This is a genomic window from Rhizobium hidalgonense, from assembly GCF_002914525.1.
Lineage (GTDB): Bacteria > Pseudomonadota > Alphaproteobacteria > Rhizobiales > Rhizobiaceae > Rhizobium > Rhizobium hidalgonense.
Window position 1 is genome coordinate 395,502 of record NZ_LODW01000048.1, and the last position, 19,041, is coordinate 414,542.

General features: G+C 61.1%; 18 protein-coding genes. 9 read left to right on the plus strand and 9 right to left on the minus strand.

All coding sequences use genetic code 11. The features are described from left to right. The first annotated feature begins 176 nt into the window (after positions 1-176). A complete protein-coding gene (locus tag ATY29_RS11895; protein WP_097532793.1) occupies positions 177-578 on the plus strand; it encodes a GFA family protein in 402 nt (133 codons plus the stop codon). A gap of 33 nt (positions 579-611) precedes the next feature. On the opposite strand, the gene ATY29_RS11900 is transcribed toward ATY29_RS11895, so the two are convergent. Continuing rightward, positions 612-1,085, minus strand: a complete 474-nt coding sequence (locus ATY29_RS11900; RefSeq protein ID WP_097532794.1) for a VOC family protein — start codon at positions 1,083-1,085, stop codon at positions 612-614. Between the two features lie 261 nt (positions 1,086-1,346). Between ATY29_RS11900 and ATY29_RS11905 the strand changes: the two genes are divergently transcribed. Then, entirely contained in the window at positions 1,347-1,949 is a 603-nt protein-coding gene (locus tag ATY29_RS11905) for a histidine phosphatase family protein (protein WP_003564458.1), read from the plus strand. Positions 1,950-2,070: 121 nt separating this feature from the next. Here ATY29_RS11905 and ATY29_RS11910 read toward each other — a convergent pair whose 3' ends face one another. After that, positions 2,071-3,075 carry a carbon-nitrogen hydrolase family protein gene (locus tag ATY29_RS11910; RefSeq protein ID WP_003564460.1) on the minus strand — a complete coding sequence of 335 codons (1,005 nt, stop codon included), beginning with the start codon at positions 3,073-3,075 and terminating at the stop codon, positions 2,071-2,073. Positions 3,076-3,296: 221 nt separating this feature from the next. Next, on the minus strand, positions 3,297-3,686 hold the full coding sequence (locus ATY29_RS11915; RefSeq protein ID WP_097532795.1) for a VOC family protein: 390 nt from the start codon (positions 3,684-3,686) through the stop codon (positions 3,297-3,299). 194 nt (positions 3,687-3,880) lie between these two features. Here ATY29_RS11915 and ATY29_RS11920 point away from each other — a divergent pair, with 194 nt between their 5' ends. Both ATY29_RS11920 and dapB read left to right on the plus strand, forming a co-directional pair. Beyond that, entirely contained in the window at positions 3,881-4,096 is a 216-nt protein-coding gene (locus tag ATY29_RS11920) for a hypothetical protein (RefSeq protein WP_003564464.1), read from the plus strand. 107 nt (positions 4,097-4,203) lie between these two features. Then, positions 4,204-4,974, plus strand: coding sequence for a 4-hydroxy-tetrahydrodipicolinate reductase (gene dapB / locus ATY29_RS11925; protein WP_097532796.1), 771 nt, complete (start codon positions 4,204-4,206; stop codon positions 4,972-4,974). A gap of 47 nt (positions 4,975-5,021) precedes the next feature. Here dapB and ATY29_RS11930 read toward each other — a convergent pair whose 3' ends face one another. Both ATY29_RS11930 and ATY29_RS11935 read right to left on the minus strand, forming a co-directional pair. After that, positions 5,022-5,948 (minus strand): ornithine cyclodeaminase family protein, encoded by a 927-nt coding sequence (locus tag ATY29_RS11930; protein ID WP_003564467.1) that lies wholly within the window; start codon positions 5,946-5,948, stop codon positions 5,022-5,024. A 100-nt stretch (positions 5,949-6,048) separates the two neighbouring features. Beyond that, positions 6,049-6,555, minus strand: coding sequence for a GNAT family N-acetyltransferase (locus ATY29_RS11935; protein WP_003564469.1), 507 nt, complete (start codon positions 6,553-6,555; stop codon positions 6,049-6,051). Between the two features lie 890 nt (positions 6,556-7,445). On the opposite strand from ATY29_RS11935, the gene ATY29_RS11945 reads away from it, so the two are divergent. Continuing rightward, positions 7,446-8,906 carry a pyridoxal phosphate-dependent decarboxylase family protein gene (locus ATY29_RS11945; protein WP_244597393.1) on the plus strand — a complete coding sequence of 487 codons (1,461 nt, stop codon included), beginning with the start codon at positions 7,446-7,448 and terminating at the stop codon, positions 8,904-8,906. A gap of 123 nt (positions 8,907-9,029) precedes the next feature. Further along, positions 9,030-9,815 carry a class I SAM-dependent methyltransferase gene (locus tag ATY29_RS11950; protein WP_003564475.1) on the plus strand — a complete coding sequence of 262 codons (786 nt, stop codon included), beginning with the start codon at positions 9,030-9,032 and terminating at the stop codon, positions 9,813-9,815. 75 nt (positions 9,816-9,890) lie between these two features. On the opposite strand, the gene ATY29_RS11955 is transcribed toward ATY29_RS11950, so the two are convergent. Continuing rightward, positions 9,891-10,313 (minus strand): TIGR02594 family protein, encoded by a 423-nt coding sequence (locus ATY29_RS11955; protein ID WP_003564477.1) that lies wholly within the window; start codon positions 10,311-10,313, stop codon positions 9,891-9,893. A 498-nt stretch (positions 10,314-10,811) separates the two neighbouring features. Next, on the minus strand, positions 10,812-11,984 hold the full coding sequence (locus ATY29_RS11960; protein WP_097532798.1) for an MFS transporter: 1,173 nt from the start codon (positions 11,982-11,984) through the stop codon (positions 10,812-10,814). Between the two features lie 344 nt (positions 11,985-12,328). Here ATY29_RS11960 and ATY29_RS11965 point away from each other — a divergent pair, with 344 nt between their 5' ends. After that, positions 12,329-14,230 carry a potassium transporter Kup gene (locus ATY29_RS11965; protein WP_097532835.1) on the plus strand — a complete coding sequence of 634 codons (1,902 nt, stop codon included), beginning with the start codon at positions 12,329-12,331 and terminating at the stop codon, positions 14,228-14,230. Positions 14,231-14,259: 29 nt separating this feature from the next. Here the strand turns inward: ATY29_RS11965 and ATY29_RS11970 are convergent, their stop codons facing one another. Beyond that, complete coding sequence (locus ATY29_RS11970) at positions 14,260-15,840, minus strand: Na+/H+ antiporter (protein ID WP_003564485.1); 1,581 nt, start codon at positions 15,838-15,840, stop codon at positions 14,260-14,262. A gap of 206 nt (positions 15,841-16,046) precedes the next feature. On the opposite strand from ATY29_RS11970, the gene ATY29_RS11975 reads away from it, so the two are divergent. Further along, positions 16,047-16,826 (plus strand): dioxygenase family protein, encoded by a 780-nt coding sequence (locus ATY29_RS11975; RefSeq protein WP_097532799.1) that lies wholly within the window; start codon positions 16,047-16,049, stop codon positions 16,824-16,826. A gap of 159 nt (positions 16,827-16,985) precedes the next feature. Beyond that, entirely contained in the window at positions 16,986-17,267 is a 282-nt protein-coding gene (locus ATY29_RS11980) for a hypothetical protein (RefSeq protein WP_003564489.1), read from the plus strand. A gap of 17 nt (positions 17,268-17,284) precedes the next feature. Here the strand turns inward: ATY29_RS11980 and ATY29_RS11985 are convergent, their stop codons facing one another. Further along, the gene (locus tag ATY29_RS11985) at positions 17,285-18,772 is read right to left on the minus strand and encodes a right-handed parallel beta-helix repeat-containing protein (RefSeq protein ID WP_003564490.1); all 1,488 of its coding nucleotides are present in this window, start codon (positions 18,770-18,772) and stop codon (positions 17,285-17,287) included. Positions 18,773-19,041 lie beyond the last annotated feature (269 nt).

Here is a 19,041-nt window from a genome sequence, read left to right on the forward strand (position 1 = left end):
AGGCGTGGACTCAGCTACGCAAGGTCGCAGAAAACCATCTCCACGCTGCAATCTCAATTAGAAATTTCAAAAATCTACCAAACGAAATAGGCGGGCCTGGATCGCTCAATTGCGGTCATCGCGCCATTGAGGCACGATGCCTCAAGGAAACAGCGAGCAGAATCGGACCGACCCTTATGCTGACGGGCTCATGTCATTGCGGCAAGGCGAACTGGACGCTGGAAGGCGATCCCGGTTCGATCACCGCCTGCAACTGTACGCTCTGCCGGCGCTACGGCACGCTATGGGCCTATGATTACGAAGGAGAGCGTATCGCTGTCAGCGGAGAAACCGCTTCCTATACCCGCTCCGACCGAGAGACGTCGTCCCTCGAAATTTTGTTCTGCCCGTCCTGCGCCTGCGTCCTGAGTTGGCGCGGCCTGCGGCATCAAAAGGACGGCCGCCGGCGCATGGCCGTCAACCTGCGGCTTGCGCCGCCGGATCTCGTCGCCGATCTGCCCATCGATCATTTCGACGGGCTGGACACGTTCGAAGATCTTCCATCCAAAGGGCGTTGCGTGCGCGACCTCTGGTTCTGACAGCCGGGCATTTATTGGCTTCACGCGGGCATCTCAGCCGCGCCGGGCCGCCTCGATCGCTGCGATATCGATCTTCCTCATCGTCATCATCGCGTCGAAAGCACGCTTTGCCTGACCACCGCCTGCCGCCAGCGCTTCGGAAAGGACACGCGGCGTGATCTGCCAGGACACACCCCATTTATCCTTGCACCAGCCGCACTCACTTTCCTGGCCGCCATTGCCGACGATGGCGTTCCAGTAGCGGTCGGTTTCCTCCTGATCGTCGGTTGCGATCTGAAACGAGAAGGCTTCGGTGTGTTTGAACGTGGGGCCGCCGTTCAGGCCGATGCAGGCAACACCCGCAACGGTGAATTCAACAACCAGCACGTCTCCCTGCTTGCCATCCGGATAATCTCCCGGTGCCCGAATGACGGCGCCGACGGCGCTGTCGGGAAACGTCGCGGCATAAAAGCGGGCAGCCGCCTCGGCGTCTTTGTCGTACCATACGCAGATCGTGTTCTTGGCCATTGCGCGGATCCTCTCGCTTTCGTTTGAATTTCCCCCGTGAAATAAGAAGCAAACCGCGTTTCTCCAGCCCACCGAAACAATTTCCCGGCAGCGATCGCTGCACTGCCGAGTAACCAAACGCGCCGGTCGGAGAAGATGGGGGCTCGTGTAAATCGCGCCAATTGCGGTCATCATCGATCTGTAGGATGACTGAGGCTGCTGCAACCGCCCCTCTCGGTTCAGCGGACCGCTCATTGTTGCATTGGCCGGACTGGAACACTGATGATTTACCTGCTTCGCCACGGCGAGACCATTTGGAACAGCTTGGGCCGTTTCCAGGGCCAGAAAGATTCATCGCTGACGGAGCGCGGTATCGAACAGGCTGAACAGGCCGCGAAGCTCCTGAAAAAGGAAGTTGCGGGTAGCGAGGATTCATTCCAGCTCCACGTTAGCCCGCTAGGCCGTACTCTGGAGACTGCGGCTCGCGTGAAACGAATATTGCCACTGGTGGCCCGCCTGGAACCACGGCTGATGGAGGTGACCGTCGGCTCTTGGGACGGCATGACCCAGTTCGAGATCGACAACGAGTTTCCAGGAATGCTGGACGGATCCGACGCTTTTGATTGGTATTTCAAATCGCCCGACGGGGAAAGCTTCGATGCTGCCTGTGCCCGGGCGCAGGACTGGATCTCAGGCATAGCTGGACCGACAGTCGCGATTTCGCACGGGCTGTTTGGCAGATTGGTCCGCGGCGTATATTCCGGCCTTTCAAAACGAGAAATGTTGGAACTGCCCGTTCCCCAAGACGGGTTCTATCGCCTTTGCGATCGAGAACTCACTTTGGTAAGCGCTTCGGTCGAACCAATATCCAGCGTCATTGCATGATAAGGGCTCATGTCTAGGTGACCGCCGCGACCCACCAAAGTTCATTGCCGTTTTATAGCGCCGCATCACCGGCGACGCGCTTTGTTTTTATGCATGTCGGTATCCCGGACACCGGACGACACTAGAACATGTTCCGACCTTCACTGCGCGGGTCACCGTCAACACGATGCGGCTCGTAGAGCCCGCTCCGCGCCTTACGCCGCCAGGGACGGGAAAGATCCCCGGAATTGTCATCGATATCGGCGAGCGATATCGCGGCCGTTCCATCCGTAGGGCATTGCGCCGCCCATCGACCGCCAGGAGCGACGATCCCGGAAGACACGGGATCAGCTAAACCCGGATGTGCGAGTAGGGAAAAGCTGACCCAGTAGCGATTGCTCGCCGCATGCCCCTGCGCCTCTGCAGCGAAGCCCAAATCGTTGACGGGTAAACCACCGGTCGACGAAAACAGCACACAATGGACATCGAGCCGCTCATACTCGCTGAAAATCTCCGGATAGTGACACTCCATGCCGAGCGCGCAGCCGAAACGAATGCCGTCGACCTCGAAGGTCACCGGGATCGATCCCGGCGTGTACATGAAGGAGATCTTGGTGTTAGACAGTAGGCGTTCGTCGTAGCGCGTCACCAGTTCACCGCGGTCGGAGATGACGTAGAGGCTGTTGTGCGGCCGGTGCGGCGCCGTCAGCGGATGCACCGAGCCGATGACCGCCCAGAGCCCGAGCTCGCGTGCCAGCCTGCGCGTCGCATCCAGCTCCTCACGCAGCACCGCCCATTCGAACCGGCGCCAATCGGATGGTCCGATCTCTCTCGGCCCCATCTTCGACATGATGCGCTTGTTGGGCGATGATGTCGTCCCTTCGGGAAAGTGCACGAGCCGCGCACCCGCCTCTCGCGCCTGCTTCATCAACAGGCGCATCTCCTCGCCGCTCCGGCGAAGTTTGTCGATATCCCGGGGATCGTCTGCATAGGTGGTCTGCGCCACGGCGAGACGCAAGCGTCTTGCCTCGGGCAATGCGTCATTCGTCAGCTTGGGAAGAACATGCATACGGGCGGCAGTGTAGGATTCACCCGTCTTGGCGGCGCGCGCACGCACCCGCCGCTTGAAATTTCCATTCTCAGTCATATCAGGGCCTCTCACGTTCCGGACATCGTTCCCCAGCAACAGGCCCGAAACATCAGGACCAGGATTACGACCCGAGACGAAAGTCCCTTTGCCTCCGATTGAAGACCTTGCTGGGGAAGGTCTAGGGAGGTTCGGCGTTAGGTCACGCCGAATGGAGGATGTCGAGATGGCCGCGATTCGTCAATTCGGGGAATGGAGGCGACTGGTGGGCGCCGAGGGCCCTACTCGGGCCTGCTATCTTGACCCACTCGCCACGGCGGGTCGACGCGGTTCGATCCGGCGAAATAAAGGATGATGCGGTTGCCGCCGGGATCGAATAATTCGGCTTCGCGCCAGAGCCAACTCTTGTCCTCGGGGCCGCTCACGAAACGAAGACCGGCCTCGCTGAGACGGCCGACCGTCTCGTCCAGGCTCTCGCATTCGAAATAGACTGTGGTTCCACCACCGCCAATTTCGCCCTGATGCAGGGAGAAGGTACTGTCCCCGTCCGGGCAGACGAAGCGCGCATACCGAGGACGGGCGTCGACGATGGGCTTGAGACCGAGGGCGCAGTAAAAATTCCAGCCCGCATCGAGGTCAGGCATGGTAACGGTCACCTGGTTCAAGCGCATGATCTATCCTCCCTGATGAGTTCGCCGAAAACTGCCGGCAATTCTGGGACCACGAGATCCATAAAAACAGAGAGCTGAGACCGTCGCATGAACCAAATTCTAAGCGACACGCTTTTTGTGTCCTTGCCACAAATCTCGTGTCAGACTGCTGCAAGCTGCGCATCGCCTGCGCGCCAGTCGAAAGGGCCGAAGCCATGCACAAGTTCACCGTCACCCTCACCCGCGAGATCGAGGCCGATACCGCCGAAGAGGCCGCATTGCTCGTGTACCAGGAACTGTCAAGGGAACCGGTCCCTGACAGCTATTCGGTCACCGACGAGAGGAAGGTAACCAGTGAGATAAAGCTGGACCGAAATAAGGCTGATGAATTCGCCAGCATCGATCACACCGCCGATCCCGGCAACTGGTAACCTCAGGTGGGCATTCCGGCTTTTCGATGAGAGCCGAATGCGCTAGTTGCAAATTCCCTTCCCCGGCGCGAGTGCCGAATTTAAACAGCCCGAGCCAAGGAAAAGCCGTGACCTCACCAATCAAAATAGCGGTCGCCGGCGCGAACGGCCGCATCGGCCGCACTATCGTGCCGCTGCTGGCGGCCGATCCGGCTTTTGCCTTCGTCGGCGGCATCGGCCGTGAGGGCTCCGCGGGCGCCGGGCTGATCGACCGTTCGGCGGCGATCGCCGCCGCCGACGTGATCCTGGATTTCACCACGGGACGTGCCGCCGCTGAACTTACCGGCCTCTGCGCATCAGCAGGCGGGCCAGCCCTGGTGATCGGGGCCACGGGCTTCGAACGGGACGAACTCGAACGGATTGCGGAAGCCGCCCGGACGATTCCGACCCTGCGCTCCGGCAATTTCTCCATCGGCTTGAACATGCTGCTCGGCCTTGTCGCCCAGGCCGCGCGCGCCCTTCCCGCTGAAGGTTGGGATATCGAAATCCTCGAGGCCCATCACAACAGGAAGATCGACGCGCCGTCCGGCACGGCGCTGATGCTCGGTGAGGCAGCCGCCGAGGGCCGCGGCGTCTCCCTCGCCTCCGTCGAGCGGCGCGGGCGCGACGGCATCACCGGGGAGCGGCCGCCCGGCGAGATCGGATTCGCGGTCTTGCGCGCCGGCGGGCTTGTCGGAGAACACAGCGTGCTCTTTGCAGGTGCCGAAGAAGTCGTGACGCTCTCTCATTCGGCTCTCGATCGCAGCATGTTTGCCCGCGGTGCACTGGCCGCCGCCCGCTGGATTGTGGGGCGCGCACCCGGCGAATATGGCATGCGGGATGTCCTGGGTCTGGCGTGAGAAGGGGAACAGGGAGAGTGGACAGAGGCTTGAAGCGCGTTCTTGAATCAAATTCTAAGCGCATCGAAGATCGCAGAAGCGACGACCACTTCCGTTCCGGCGAGACCTACGGAGCAGAATAGCGTGATTTCCTCAGCCGATCCCCGGCCGGCCGCTTTCCCGGCAATGATGTTGGCAAGATCGGCCATGCGGCGCTCGCTGCCGGAACCGGCGAGGAAAAAGGGCGATGCGTAGGCCCAGGTCTGTTCGGGCGAATCCGTCGCGATCACGGCGGCGGCATCCGCGACATCAAGACCGAGTTCATATCCCTGAAGCGTTTTCGGACCCACCGTGTTGACGTGCACACCGGGCTTCAAATCACGCGCATGGATAACGGGTGCTCGGCTCGTCGTTGCGCAGATGACGATATCGGCATCATCAACGGCCTCAGCGACGCTTTCGACAGGTTCCACCTCCAGCCCCAGGGCGTGCTGCATCTCGCTGGCGAAGGCGGCTCGATTTTTCTCGTCGCGGCTATAGACGCGGGCGCGGGTCAGTTTTCGGACGGCGGCGGCTGCGGCAAGCTGGCTTCGCGCTTGCGCTCCGCTGCCGATGATCCCGACGATCCTGGCGTTGGGCGTGCTGAGATGGCGAACGGCGAGACCGCCGATGGCACCGGTCCTGAGGTTGCCGAGGCGCTCCCCGAGAACGATGCCCTTGAGCCTGGCGTCGTCGGCCGACCACACCGCGACGATCTGCGAATGCTCCACCCCGTCGAATGTTTCGTAGACACGGAAACCCGCGAGCGGTTTGTCGCCAAGCATGCCGCCGACGGTGAAAACGAGATCGCCTCGATCGGGAAAGGACACGTGATGCCGGGGCGGAGAGACCAGCCGATTGCCGGCTCTCGCGATAAAGGCGGTCTCGAGCGCATCGATGGCAACCCGCATCAATGCGTTTCCGCCCAGATCCTCGTCCCTCAATATTTTTGTCACGGGCAAATCTCCACCAGCTTAGGCGGGCATCCTCCGACCCCAACTGCGCTTGAGGTCAATAGGGCAGGGAAAGCGATTGCGCTGAAATTCCGAGTGAGGCCTAGTCGACCAGACGGCGGGCCATGATCACGTCGTCGATCTCCCTGCCCTCTTCCAGAACCCCGGCAGGAATCCTGCCGACTTCGGAGAAGCCCTGTCGCTGATAAAACCGGATTGCCGCCGCGTTCTCCGCGCTGACGAAGAGCTCCAGCTGGCGGATGCCGAGATCGCGAGCGTGGTCGGAAACCGCCTGCAGCAGCCTCCGGGCAAGACCCGTTCCACGCAGGTCGGCGCGCACATAGACCATGACGATCGTGGCGCGATGGGCCATCTTGCTCGACCGTTGCCGAAACAGCCCCATGATCCCGACGGGGGCGCTGTCCTGGAACGCAATGAAAACCGGCTCGTTCAGGCGATCGACCCACTCCTCGGGAGAAAGAGCCTCCCAGTCTTCGTAGCGGCTCGCAAACGAGGACGGCTCGGCGCGCAGCGCTTCCAGACGAATAAGCCGGAAAGCCTCCACTTCGTCTGCCTGGATAAGCCTGATCGTCACACCGCCTGCATCCATCGGAACCTCCTGCGATATCGCAGCCATCGTCATTGCAGAGGGCTCGGGCCGATGCAAGCGCGGAAGATTTGGCAGGAATCACTCGAGGATAGGTGTGGCCCCGATAGCAGGTAGCGAGGGCGCCGGGATTTCGGCTTGGCTATGCTGCGCCAGCGCCCTGGGAAGCTTCACTGAGGCGCCCAGCGACAAGCTCGAAGGGTGAGGCCGATGGCCCGCCTGCAGTCATTGCGCTGGGGTTCCCACCCGGCCGCCCTTGCGGACGCCCGACGGATCCCCGGGCGTCGGCTGGTTCGTTGGCCGGAGGTCCCATTGATCGGACGGCCGGACGGCCGGTCGCTCGGTCGCCGGTTCGGGCGTCGACCGTACGACCAGATTGTCCGGCTGTTTGGTTGACCCTGTCGCCGCTTCATCAGTTGACCACTCGGTCGCTTGATCGCTCGGCTTGTCCATCTTGAAGGGTGCAATCTGATTGATAATGACGAGCAGAACTATCCCGACCATCATGCAGACCAGCGTATAGAGAGCGAAATACTTCAGTGCATAACCCTCGCTGATTGGCAGAGCGGCCTTGACAGCGGCGCGAAATGATATTTTCGCATTATTGAAGGATACTTGCAGAAAAGGCAATAGATTTTAAGCATATGTTAAGCATTCCAGAAATTTCCAGCTTATGACAAGGTAGTTATTGGAAGGATCAAGGAAACAACTCCCGCACTGCTCGATTTATCTTAAGAATCCCGGTAAAGGCGAGACGCCCGCGCGGCTGCTTGTAATAGGCTGGCGTCATTGGCGAGGGTTCGCCAAGACAATGCCGGTGATATAGGCTAGATTGCATGGTGCCGGCAGCCTGGTTTCGAGGGTACGCCTTCGGGGTCGGCAGGGGGATCTGCATGTCGGCCATTGCATCTCTGTTTCAGGAAGCCGCCCGGCTTGCGGCCGGGTTTCGGCAGGCGACACCCGCCCGCCACATGCCCAGCCACGATTACGCCACCTCGCTTGCCGCCTTCGGCGAGCCGCTGCCAATGGCCGGATCACAGATGCTGGATGTCATCAGGCGGCTCGCAGATGGCGCCGAACCCGGGCTGCATGCAACCACCGGCCCACGCTTCTTTGGCTGGGTCATCGGCGGCTCCCATCCTGTCGGCGTCGCGGCCGATTTCCTCACCAGCGCCTGGGGCCAGAATGCCGGAAACCATGTCGCCGCTCCGGCTGCGGCCGCCGTCGAGACCGTCGCTGCGAGATGGCTTCTCGATCTCCTGAAGCTGCCAGCCGAAAGCTCGGTCGGCTTCGTGACCGGCGCGACGGTCGCGAATTTCACCTGCCTTGCCGCCGCCCGCGGCGAGGTGCTGCGCCAAGTCGGCTGGGATGCCGATGCCAAGGGGCTGTTCGGCGCGCCCGAAATCACCGTGCTGATCGGTGACGACGCCCACACGACGGTGTTCTCTGCGCTGCAATTCCTCGGCCTCGGCCATGATCGCTTGCTGCGCGTCCGCACCGATCCGGTGGGACGGATAGACCCGGCCGCGCTGGCGGGCACGCTCGATACGGTCTCGGGTCCCGTCATCGCCATTCTCCAGGCGGGTCAGATCAATACCGGCGCTTTTGACGACTTCGCCGCGATGATCCCGCTGCTTAAAACGAAAGGCGCCTGGGTGCATATCGACGGCGCCTTCGGCCTTTGGGCGCAGGCGTCGGTGAAGACCAGCCATCTCAGCCGCGGCATCGAAGCCGCCGACAGCTGGGCGACCGACGGCCACAAATGGCTACAGACACCCTATGATTGCGGCTATGCGATCGTCCGCAGCGAACTCGCCCATCGCCGCGCCATGACGATCGCCGCAAGCTATCTGCCGCTCGCCGGCGTAGGCGAACGCGATCCCTCCCATTATGTGCCGGAGCTATCAAGAAGGGCGCGCGGCTTTGCCACCTGGGCGATGCTGAAACATCTCGGCCGCGAAGGCATGGCCGCCCTCATCGACCAGTGCTGCGCCTCGGCACGACTGGCGGCTGATCTGCTCGCCCGCGAGCCCGGCATCGCCATTCTGAACGAGGTCACGCTGAACCAACTCGTCATCCGCTTCGGAGCCGGCCGTCCGGACGAAGAAGGCGATGCGCTGACCCGAAAGACGATCGAAAAGATCCAGGCGGACGGCCTGATCTTCGCCGGCGGCGCCAAATGGCGCGGCCGCGACGTGTTGCGCCTCTCCGTCACCAATTTCCAGACGACATCGGATCAGGCGGAACTGGCCGCCCACAGCATCATTGCGGCTTACCGGAGCGTTAGCAGCGTGGACAGCGCGCCAACTGACAGGGTCCCGGCTGACAGGGTCCCCAGTGGACACGGCCAATGAAATGCCAACACTTATATGGGCGGGCTGGCTGTATTGCCGGCATCGATTCGCGCCCGTCATCCCATTGCCACAGGCAGCGATTATAGCTCCGCGTCCGTTCCGATCGCGCAAGGAGGATGAGCCATGAACGCCAATGATGTCGCCGCTCATTGGGAGAGCAATGCCGAGAACTGGACGATCTATAGCCGCGCGGGCTACGACAAATATCGCGACGCGCTGAATACGCCGGCCTTTCTCGATATGCTGCCACCGGTCGCCGGACTTGCCGGGCTCGACCTCGGCTGCGGCGAAGGCTCGAATACCCGCGCCGTCGCCCGTCTCGGCGCCCGTATGACCGGCCTCGACATCGCGCCGACCTTCATTCGCCATGCCCGCGAGACCGAGACACAGGCGCCGCTCGGCATCGGCTACGTGCTTGGCGATGGCCAGAGCATCGACTTCCCGGCAGCGACTTTCGATTTCGTAACCGCTTTCATGTCGATGATGGACATGGCCGATCAGCGCCAGGTCCTGAACGGCATCCACCGCATTCTGAAACCCGGCGGCTTCCTGCAGTTTTCGATCCTCCACCCTTGTTTCGTGCCGCCGACGCGCCGCAATATCCGCAATGAAGCGGGCGAACCGATCGCGGTGGAGATCGCCGATTATTTCGACGAGAGCGACGGCCGGATCGAGCGCTGGATCTTTTCCTCTATCCCCGAGGCGGAGCGGGCAAAGCTGCCCCCCTTTTCCATCCCGCGCTTCCACCGGACGCTGTCGACCTGGGTTTCGATGATCGTCGAAGCGAGGCTGACGATCGAGGCCTTCGGCGAGCCGATGGCGTCGTCGGAGGTGGCGCAGGCCGAGCCTGTCGTCGCCGACACCCGCATCGCACCGATCTTCCTGCATATCAGGGCGCGCAAGCTTTAAATTCGCGTCATCGAGGTTTGGAAGGACGTTCCTCAGCGCGCTGACGAACTCGGCTTCACCTCAGACGAACCGGCATCATCGTCGCACTGCGACGACCGAACTGGCGCGGTACCTGGACAGCTGCACCCGGTTGGATTGATTGCCGCCGAACAGGTAGACGTACTGACGGCGCTGATCGATGTGATCGAAAAGGCTCACATGAAAGCGCTTGCCGTTGCGGATCACCACGACATCCCCTCGCCTGGCGGCGCGGAAGAACACCGGCTTGCCGAACTTCCTCCAGGACGCTGCCATGTTCGGATTGGGCGGCGGCTCCCGCGACGATCGCTTGGCGATAAAGGCCAGGAACGCTCCGCACCACGACACCCTGCGGGGATTGACGCTGAGGAAGGAGATGGAGCGCTCGTGCATGCTTTTGTACTTCGATGCCGTGCCCAGCATGTCCGCCTCACAGGGCACGGCAAGCGCCGTGAGGACGATGACGAGAATAACCTTCATAGTTACCCACCATTGTTTTGTATAAACGCTCAAATTCCGAAATGTGGCGAAGAATAAAACAGGCGCGGCAACGTAGATGCCAATTATGGCGTGATTTAGAAACAACTAATACTGGCATTTTGCTGGTGAAAATTGGCCCAAAACAAGGCGCCGGGCCACCACAGACGAGCCTTCTTGCAGCCGGGCACGACCAATGCAAATCCTGCAAATACCGGGTTTACAAGCCAGAAGTGTTGGAGTTTCACCCATTGGAACCGGTTTCACACCGACCGCAGTCGCAAGTGATTGAGCAACAAGATCATTCGCCAAAGAGTTGACAGCACTGCGCGGCCTAGGCCATCACCTATACGAGCTATATTTCCGATAGCCCCTAGTAATACTTAGCCATGAGGGGAAATACATAGCGCTCGCCGCCCTTCATTGGTGAAAACCGGAGGTCCTGCCCCCTGCCGATCGCGGACATGGACGTTCCGAACACCGGATAGCCGGCGCCGTGAGTTAACCGTGGGGTTGCACCGTGGGCTGGCCCATGACCGAGGCAGGATTCGCGGCAAGCGCCCTGGTGACCAGAAGTGCCGCGGCAAGAACAGGGACCATCGCCCAATACGAAAAGCGGATGCCGACATGTTCGGCGACGAAGCCGAGCAGCGGCGGTCCGGCGAAAAACACGAGAAACGTCGTCTGCCCGAGTGCTGCAACGCTGACCGGCGCGGGTCGATCCGTGCGTCGGGCCGCGGCCGAGATGGCAAGCGGATAGACCGATGAGCAGCCGAGCCCCGTCAGGCCAAAACCTGCGAGCGCGACGACAGGATGCGTGGCCGTCGCCACCATCGCGACACCGATGGCCGTGATCCCAAGAAGAGTTAATGCGACCGGGCGTGGATTGAAGCGGTCGATGACAGGGTCCATGCCGAGCCGCCCGATGGCGATCAGCAAGGAGAAGATGGTCACGCCGAGCCCGCCGACGAATGGTTCGACGGCAAATACGTCCCGCATATAGATCGCCGACCAATCGACGCTTGCGCCTTCGGCAAGAAGAGGACCTGCGCCGACGAGGCAAAGGGGCAGCAGCCCGATGGTGGGAAAGGCGAAAAGCGGCGCATGTCCGGGGTGTGCGTCGCGCCGTTTGGGCGCATTCTCGATCCCGGAGAAAACGATCGACCCCGCAATCAAGACAATGATGAGGATGATGAAGGTATGCAGTTCGATGGAGACGGCCACCTGCCGCATGCCGGCGGCAACCAGGGCGGTGAGGCAGAAGCCGAGGCTCCACATGCCGTGAGCCCGGCTCATGATGCGGTATCCGAGCAACGCCTCATGGCGATCGGTTTCGATATTGGCGTTGATCTCGAATGCCCCGGTGAAAATGCCAGCAATGAAGAACAACGGCACGGCCAGCGGAGCTGAAGGCATCCACGGGATCAGCGCCAAAAACAGCGAAGCGCCGAAGACAGTGACAAAGGCGGTCGTGCGCGCACCGAGCCGCTCGATGGATCTCACCGCGAACGTCAGCCCGCAGAGAACACCTAACGACAAGACTGCGAGCAAAAGGCCTAGTTCTCCTTCAGCAAGGCCGAACTTGCGCTGCAGGTCGGGCAGCCGCGAAAGGAACGCGCCGAGGGAAACGGCCACGGCAAATTGAATGAAGAAAATGCGATGATGCGGCTTCATCTCGGGACTTGCTCCGATTGCGGCGGGGTTGAAGCCCAGATATCCGAGCGGCAAAGCCGGACATTCCAACGAAATGGCGACTGGCCCAAATCCGCGGCTCCCGGTTGTCTCACACCGTTGCTGACAGTTTCTGTCAGCATGCCGGTGCCGCCCGTCGTTTGACGCGGGTTGGCGGTTCGCCGGAGGTGGTCGCCGGCCTGACGGCTTGTGACGTCACGAGTGGATGGTGCCCGCCTCTGCCGCCTCTCCCTCTCACAAAAAATTCGCACCCACATCAATTTACTTGCCGTTCTGCAATGCGGCATATGTTTGTGTTCATGGCCAAGTGGCATGAGCGGGGAATCATGACGTCGACACATGCAGACAACAGGGGTGAAGGTGCCAGCCGAAGGGGCTTTGTCGGACTGGTCGTCGGCGCGGTCGGCGTCGTCTACGGCGATATCGGCACCAGCCCGCTCTATGCATTTCGCGAGGCGCTGAGGCCCTTTGCCGCCGATGGCGTGCACGAGGCCGAGGTCGTGGGTCTCATTTCGCTGATGGTCTGGACGCTGACCATCATTGTGACCTTCAAATATGTGCTTTTTCTTCTCAGGGCGGACAATGACGGCGAAGGCGGCGCGCTCTCGCTTCTCGCCCTCCTGATGAAGAAGATGGGACGGAACGTCCCCGTGCTCTTCTTCGCCGGTCTGATCGGAGCGGCTCTCTTCATCGGCGATGCGATGATCACGCCCGCTCTGTCGGTCATGTCGGCGCTGGAAGGCCTGAAGCTCGTCACACCGGCCTTTGCAGAATACGTTCCGCTGGCGTCGGCCGCGATCATGATCATTCTCTTTGCCGTCCAGTCGAGGGGAACTGCTGCCGTCTCGACGTTTTTCGGCCCGATCACGGTGTTGTGGTTCCTGGCCATGGCGGCGGGCGGTCTGATCCATATCGGTGATGACTGGAGGATTCTGGAGGCCCTCAATCCAGCCAATGCATTCCTGTTCCTCACCCATGCCGGCAGCGTCGGCCTCATCGTGCTCGGCGCCGTCTTTCTGACTGTCACCGGCTGCGAAGCGCTCTATGCCGATCTCGGACATTTCGGCCGCCGCCCGATCCAGATGGCATGGTTCGTGCTCGTCTTTCCGGCGCTGCTGTTGAACTACCTCGGCCAAGGGGCGCTGGTTCTCGCCCATCCCGAAACGGCCGGCAACCCGTTCTTTCTGATGTATCCCGATTGGGCCTTGCTGCCTATGGTTCTCCTGGCGACGATGGCAACGATCATCGCCAGCCAGGCGGTGATAACGGGCGCATTTTCGCTGTCCCGCTCGGCGGTTCACCTCGGCTTCCTGCCGCGGCTCAGGATCAAGTTCACCTCGGAGACCAACACCGGCCAGATCTACGTGCCGGCGGTCAATCTTCTCCTGCTGGTCGGCGTCTTGATGCTGATCTTTTCGTTCGGCGACTCCGAGTCGCTGGCGACGGCCTACGGCATTTCGGTAACCGGAACCATGGTCATCTCGACCATGCTGGTCTTCCAGTTCCTTCGGGTCGTCTGGGGCTACTCCCTGCTGCTCGCCGCCGCCTGGCTGCTGCCGCTCTTCACCATCGAAGTCATGTTCCTGGCGGCCAATCTGCTGAAGATCTACGATGGCGGCTGGGTTCCGGTCGCCCTTGCGCTGGCGATCATGATGCTGATGTGGACGTGGACCAGAGGGCAGACCTACCTCAAGAGAGTGCGGGCCAACAACGAGATCCCGCTCGATTCCTTCATCAGGTCGATCGAGCGCAAGTCGGAGCATTCGCCGGTCACCGTTCCGGGAACGGCAGTCTTCCTGACCAGCGTCCCGGATCGGACGCCGAATGTTCTGCTCCACAATCTCAAGCACAACCACGTGCTTCACGAACAGAACGTCATCCTGACCGTCTGGACCGAAGACGAACCTTATGTCCCCGACAGCCGCCGTATCAAGATCAGCCAGCTCTCGCCGCGCTTCGTGCGCCTTGATATCAGCTTCGGTTTCATGGACGATCCTGACGTCACAAGGGCGCTGGCTCTGTGCAGAGAAGGAGGTTTCAAGTTCGAAATCATGAAGACCTCCTTCTATCTCGGTCGCAGAAACCTCGTCAGGACGCCGAACACCGGCCTGCCCGGCTGGCAGGAACGCATATTCATGGGGTTGGAAGGCTTGGCCATCGATCCCTCCGATTACTTCAACCTGCCGTCAAACCGCGTCGTCGAACTCGGCGAACAGATTGCCATCTAGAAGTGGACGCCGGGGAAGAGAGTTGCCCGTCAGGCCTTGGCCGAAATCGCGCTCAACTCCTCGAGATCGAGATCACGTTCCAGCTCGTCCAACGTCTCGTCATCGATGTCACCGGCGCGGTGGAGGCGAATGAGCTCCCGGCGTCCTGTCGCAACCGCTTCGAGAACGACGTCGAAATGAGCATGGAGCATCGGCACGTAGTGCTCGGTTCTCTCGGCATAGTCGACGATCGCTGTCGCCCTGCGCTGATAGCGCTCCAGCAATTGCGGGTGGATGAGCTCTCCCTCTGCGTCATAAGCCAGGTTTTGCACGGTCCCGAGCTGCACCTGCGCCATGGCGGCTTCGGCCTGGCTCATTGTCAGGCGCGCTCTTTCCGTCTCCGGCGCCAGCCGCGCCCACGCAATCACCCGCCCCAATGTCGTGCCCTGCACGAGAACGGTCCCGAGAATGACGGCAAAGGACGTGGCGAGGATGAAGTCACGGCCGGGGAACCCCTCGGGCAGGCTCAGCGCCAAGGCGAGCGTGACCACTCCGCGCACGCCCGCCCAGCTCAGAACGGTCGCACCGCCTGCCCCGAGCGGCCGGGTCCGCGTGAACCCCAGCGCCGCACATGACTTGATGACGAGATCGGAGGCGAACACCCAGGCAAAACGCGCGACGACGAGTGTCACGAGGACTGCGAGCATCGGCAGCCCCATTGTCGCGATCACGGTGGTAAAACCGCCGCCGCGTTCGACGACGTCGCGGAGTGACAGCCCGATCAATGTAAAGACCGCTGCTTCCATCAGAAAGATCATCACCGTCCAGAACGACGTGCCGCGCATGCGTGTGGCCGCTGAAAACACCGTGTGCTGGTGCCAGGAAGCGATCAGGCCGGTGGTCACGGTGGCGATGACCCCGGAAACATGCAGCAGTTCGCCAAACAGGTAGGAAATCCAGCCGAGCAGCACGGTGGCCGCGATGATCAGATAGTCGTCGCCGAGATGCCGGATGAGTTTGACCCATGCCGCTCCGACCACGATGCCGACGATGGCGCCGCCCAGCGCCAGCACGAAGAAGTTGCCAACCGCTTCCCCCGCGCTGAAGGCGCCTGTTGCGGCGGCGGCAACGGCAAACCGGAAAAGAACCAGACCGCTCGCATCATTGAGCAGGCTTTCGCCTTCCAGCAGAATTTGCAGCCGCCGTGGCAGCCTGACGCGCTCCAGCACGGCGCGCGCTGAAACCGCGTCCGGCGGCGCAACGATCGCGCCCAGTGCCGCGCAGGCGGCCCAGGGGAGTGACGGAAAGATAAGATGGGCGACAATGGCCACGACGGCGCACGTGAATAACACCGCGCCGACGGCGAGCGAGGCGATGCCGATCATATGGCGCCGCAGCCGCGCCAGCGCGATGGACCAGGCGCCATCCATCAGCAGCGGCGGCAGGAATATGACCAGCACCAGCTCGGGATCGACTTCTATTGCCGGCAACCCCGGCACGAACGCCAGCAAGGCGCCACCGGTCAGCAGTGCGACCGACGGCGGCAGTCCAAGCCTGTGGGCGGCATAGTGCAGCGCGATGATCGCGAGAAACATCGCGATGACAAGCTCGAATAAAGGGGTTGGTTCCATGTTCCCTGCCCTGGCTCAGCAACGAATGTGAATATGTGCTGGCAAGAATTACAGCGACCTTGCGCATCTGAAAAGACGCGCCGCGCTTTAGAATTCTCCCCGGGATCAAGACCTCAGCTCGCGCCGCCATCGATCATTACCTGGATTTAATTGGAGTTTCCTGCGCATCCTCCTTACATCAGGCGTCCTGAGGCAAAGGAAGGTCCATGAAAAGGCGGACGCTGGTGCTCGCAGGTGCGACCATTGTCGCTTCCACCGTGGCTGCGGCAGCGATCTGGCCACGGCGGCATATCACCGTTGCCGCCAGGACTTTCGACTGGAAGGGAACAGATTTCCTGAGCGGCGGCACAAAGTCGGTCGCATTGGAAAAGCTGCCTGCGCCGCTCTTCCGCAGCCGTCCGAATTGCCTCGTGACATCAGCCCAGACGCTTGGCCCCTGCCATGTCAACAATATTCCGGCCCGTCAGGACGTCTCGGAAGGAAAGGCCGGACTGCCCCTGCGGCTGGCCGTCCGCATCGTCCATGCCGCCGATTGCCGGCCGGTCGACAATGCCGACATCGAAATCTGGCATACCGATCATCGTGGCTTCTATTCCGGCCGCGAGGCGGCCGACATGTTTACGCTCGGCGACGCCGAGGCAATCAGCGGGCTGGCCTTTCGCGGGCGCCAGCTGACCGATGCGGAGGGGCAGGCAAGCTTCCTGACGGCCTATCCCGGATGGTACAGGGGCCGCACGCCGCATGTTCACTGCCGCATCCTCGTCGAAGGCAAAGAACTTCTCGTCAGCCAAATCTATTTCGACGATGCGCTGAGCGACATCATTTATGGCGAGCATCCGGACTATCTTGGACGCCCTCCCCGCGATACCCGCAATGAAGCGGACGGCCTTTTCCCGGAGGATGCCGCCGATCACATGTTCGATTTCGAGAAGCTAGACGGCGGCGTGCTTTCCGCCACCATCACGATCGGCCTCTCTTCTTCGTAAGCCAATCGCGCAGGAGAAAGCCATCGCCGGCGGCTGGCCTTGCCGACTGCCTCCATCATCGAAATTTCAAGGGCGACTTTGCATCCGGCATGAAACCAGATGCAGCATTCCTGCGTACTAACTCTCAACAGCGCAATATAGGCAACGAGGGTCGATGGCATGGTCCGGAAAGAAGGCGTCGCACACATCCCCCGGCCAGTAGCCGAACAGGGACTGGCCAGGTTGATGATGAGGCTGCCCGCGACGCGGGCCACGATCAGAGCGGCCGCGGCGCGCCAGCCCCATCTTTACGAACTGTGCGGCGCCTATGGCGAGGCCTGCGCCGTTCTTGATCGCATGCGCAAGGATAGGTCGGCCGACCCGGCGATCGTCACCGAATACGAGATCATCTGCGCCGAAATCGAAATCGACGTCACCAGGATCCTGCTCGGCGGCCGATGAGTTTGCTGCCGATCCTGTCAGATCAGCACGCCATCCACATCGATGGAAATGCTCAGCGTATCCGTATCGAAATGATGCGCAGCCCCATCCGAAATCTTGTAATGGAAAGTCTCGCTGACGTCTCCGCTGAGCCCGGCGAGCTTCGTCGCATCGACCGTGTAGCTGTAGTCGCCATGGTCATCGACATGGATGGTGCCGTATTGCCCGGTGAGCGTCAGACCGTTCTTGCCGACGACCTCGCCCTCGAAGCGGCGGAGCAGCAGGATCCCATTAGCCGAACTGTCGTTTTCGAGGAGATTGCCATGATGGGCACCATCCGTGTCGGCTGAGATTGTCAAGCTGTCATGAACCGCGACAATGATCGGGGCAGCGTCCGTATGCGTTGCATCACCGGCAACGTGACTATCAAGGCTCACCAACAGGGCGTCGGCCTCCTCGATCGTCGTATTGTTGCTGGCGGGAAAGGTGTTCGCGGCGATGATGGCCGGCGATATGCTGTATGGCGTGACATCGCTGGCGATGACATTGTCGTGGAAAGCCCCTGATGCAGGCCTGTCGACCTTCAGCGCCGCCTGCGACAGGTCGTCGAAAACGTTGTTGTGGATATCGATATCTTCGCGAACGTAACTGGTAGTGCCGGCTGAGCTCACCACAACGCCCCACACGCCGTCATGGATGTAGTTGCCTGATATATCGTAGTCGCTCGTGTTGCCCTGGTCGCCGAGACCGATGGCGTAGGACCAGCTATAGCCGCCATAGCCCGAGATATCGTTGTCGTGGATGGCAATGTTCGTGCCTGCTTGCGCGCTGATACCGAAGCCGCCGCCGCTGATTGTATTATCTTCGATAACAGCATCCACGGCCCGCACGATCGTCAGCACGCCCTTGGGTGTCACCGCACCTGTCTGGTCGAGACTATTGCCGCTGATCAGGATGTTGCTGCTGTCATTGATCTGGACGGCATCCGCCGTGGTGCCATGGGCGTTGGTGACGGTATTGTTGAGGAGCGTGACCCCATTGAACTTTTCGATCCAGATGCCGTCACCGTTCACATCGTTGATGGTGCTGTTTTCAATGGTAATGTTCGAGCCGGTCCGGAAGGTGACGGAACCGGTCTTGGACAATCCGGTGTGATCGATCTCGACATTGTTGATCGTCCAGTTTGAAACATAGCCGCCATAGATGGCCGCACCTGACGTGTCCGAAATCTTGATATTCTCGATGACGATGTTCGAGGCGTAGAGGCTGTGAATGCCGTCGCCGGGGCTATGGATGACGGGGGCGTCGCCGACCCCATAGCTGCCGATCGTGATCGGGGCGCTGGCGGTGCCCGAATATTTGAGGTCTAGCTGGTCGTTGAACACGCTTCCGGCGGCAAGCAGCACGCTGTCGCCGGGCTGCAGCTTCAAATTTTCTACCGCCCAAAACGTCGCAAAAGGCGAAGCCTCGCTCGTTCCGGCGTTGCTGTTGGATCCTGTCGCTGAATTCACATAGTAAACTGTCATATCGCCATTTTTCTGATGATTTCGCAGCTGTTGGGGGTTGGCTGCGATGGATCTTTTGGAGGCGGCGAATACAGGCCATATCGAAAGGCCCTATGACCAAGGCGGCGGCTGGCAGGCCCGCGGGCCCGCCCTTGTCCGGGAAGGCGCCGACGTTGGTACACCTCAATGATCGCAACTTACGCGAAGATAAGCAATGAAATATCTACCGAAAGGTGAATGAACAGTACTGACTGTGCCGTTCCGCAACGCGGGTCGATGCGACCGGGCCG

Bases quoted from the DNA above. Each gene is read 5' to 3' on its own strand.
- ATY29_RS11895 (WP_097532793.1), top strand. From the start codon at position 177: ATGCTGACGGGCTCATGTCATTGCGGCAAGGCGAACTGGACGCTGGAA.
- ATY29_RS11900 (WP_097532794.1), bottom strand. From the start codon at position 1,085: ATGGCCAAGAACACGATCTGCGTATGGTACGACAAAGACGCCGAGGCG.
- ATY29_RS11905 (WP_003564458.1), top strand. From the start codon at position 1,347: ATGATTTACCTGCTTCGCCACGGCGAGACCATTTGGAACAGCTTGGGC.
- ATY29_RS11910 (WP_003564460.1), bottom strand. From the start codon at position 3,075: ATGACTGAGAATGGAAATTTCAAGCGGCGGGTGCGTGCGCGCGCCGCC.
- ATY29_RS11915 (WP_097532795.1), bottom strand. From the start codon at position 3,686: ATGCGCTTGAACCAGGTGACCGTTACCATGCCTGACCTCGATGCGGGC.
- ATY29_RS11920 (WP_003564464.1), top strand. From the start codon at position 3,881: ATGCACAAGTTCACCGTCACCCTCACCCGCGAGATCGAGGCCGATACC.
- ATY29_RS11935 (WP_003564469.1), bottom strand. From the start codon at position 6,555: ATGGATGCAGGCGGTGTGACGATCAGGCTTATCCAGGCAGACGAAGTG.
- ATY29_RS11945 (WP_244597393.1), top strand. From the start codon at position 7,446: ATGTCGGCCATTGCATCTCTGTTTCAGGAAGCCGCCCGGCTTGCGGCC.
- ATY29_RS11950 (WP_003564475.1), top strand. From the start codon at position 9,030: ATGAACGCCAATGATGTCGCCGCTCATTGGGAGAGCAATGCCGAGAAC.
- ATY29_RS11955 (WP_003564477.1), bottom strand. From the start codon at position 10,313: ATGAAGGTTATTCTCGTCATCGTCCTCACGGCGCTTGCCGTGCCCTGT.
- ATY29_RS11960 (WP_097532798.1), bottom strand. From the start codon at position 11,984: ATGAAGCCGCATCATCGCATTTTCTTCATTCAATTTGCCGTGGCCGTT.
- ATY29_RS11965 (WP_097532835.1), top strand. From the start codon at position 12,329: ATGACGTCGACACATGCAGACAACAGGGGTGAAGGTGCCAGCCGAAGG.
- ATY29_RS11970 (WP_003564485.1), bottom strand. From the start codon at position 15,840: ATGGAACCAACCCCTTTATTCGAGCTTGTCATCGCGATGTTTCTCGCG.
- ATY29_RS11975 (WP_097532799.1), top strand. From the start codon at position 16,047: ATGAAAAGGCGGACGCTGGTGCTCGCAGGTGCGACCATTGTCGCTTCC.
- ATY29_RS11980 (WP_003564489.1), top strand. From the start codon at position 16,986: ATGGTCCGGAAAGAAGGCGTCGCACACATCCCCCGGCCAGTAGCCGAA.
- ATY29_RS11985 (WP_003564490.1), bottom strand. From the start codon at position 18,772: ATGACAGTTTACTATGTGAATTCAGCGACAGGATCCAACAGCAACGCC.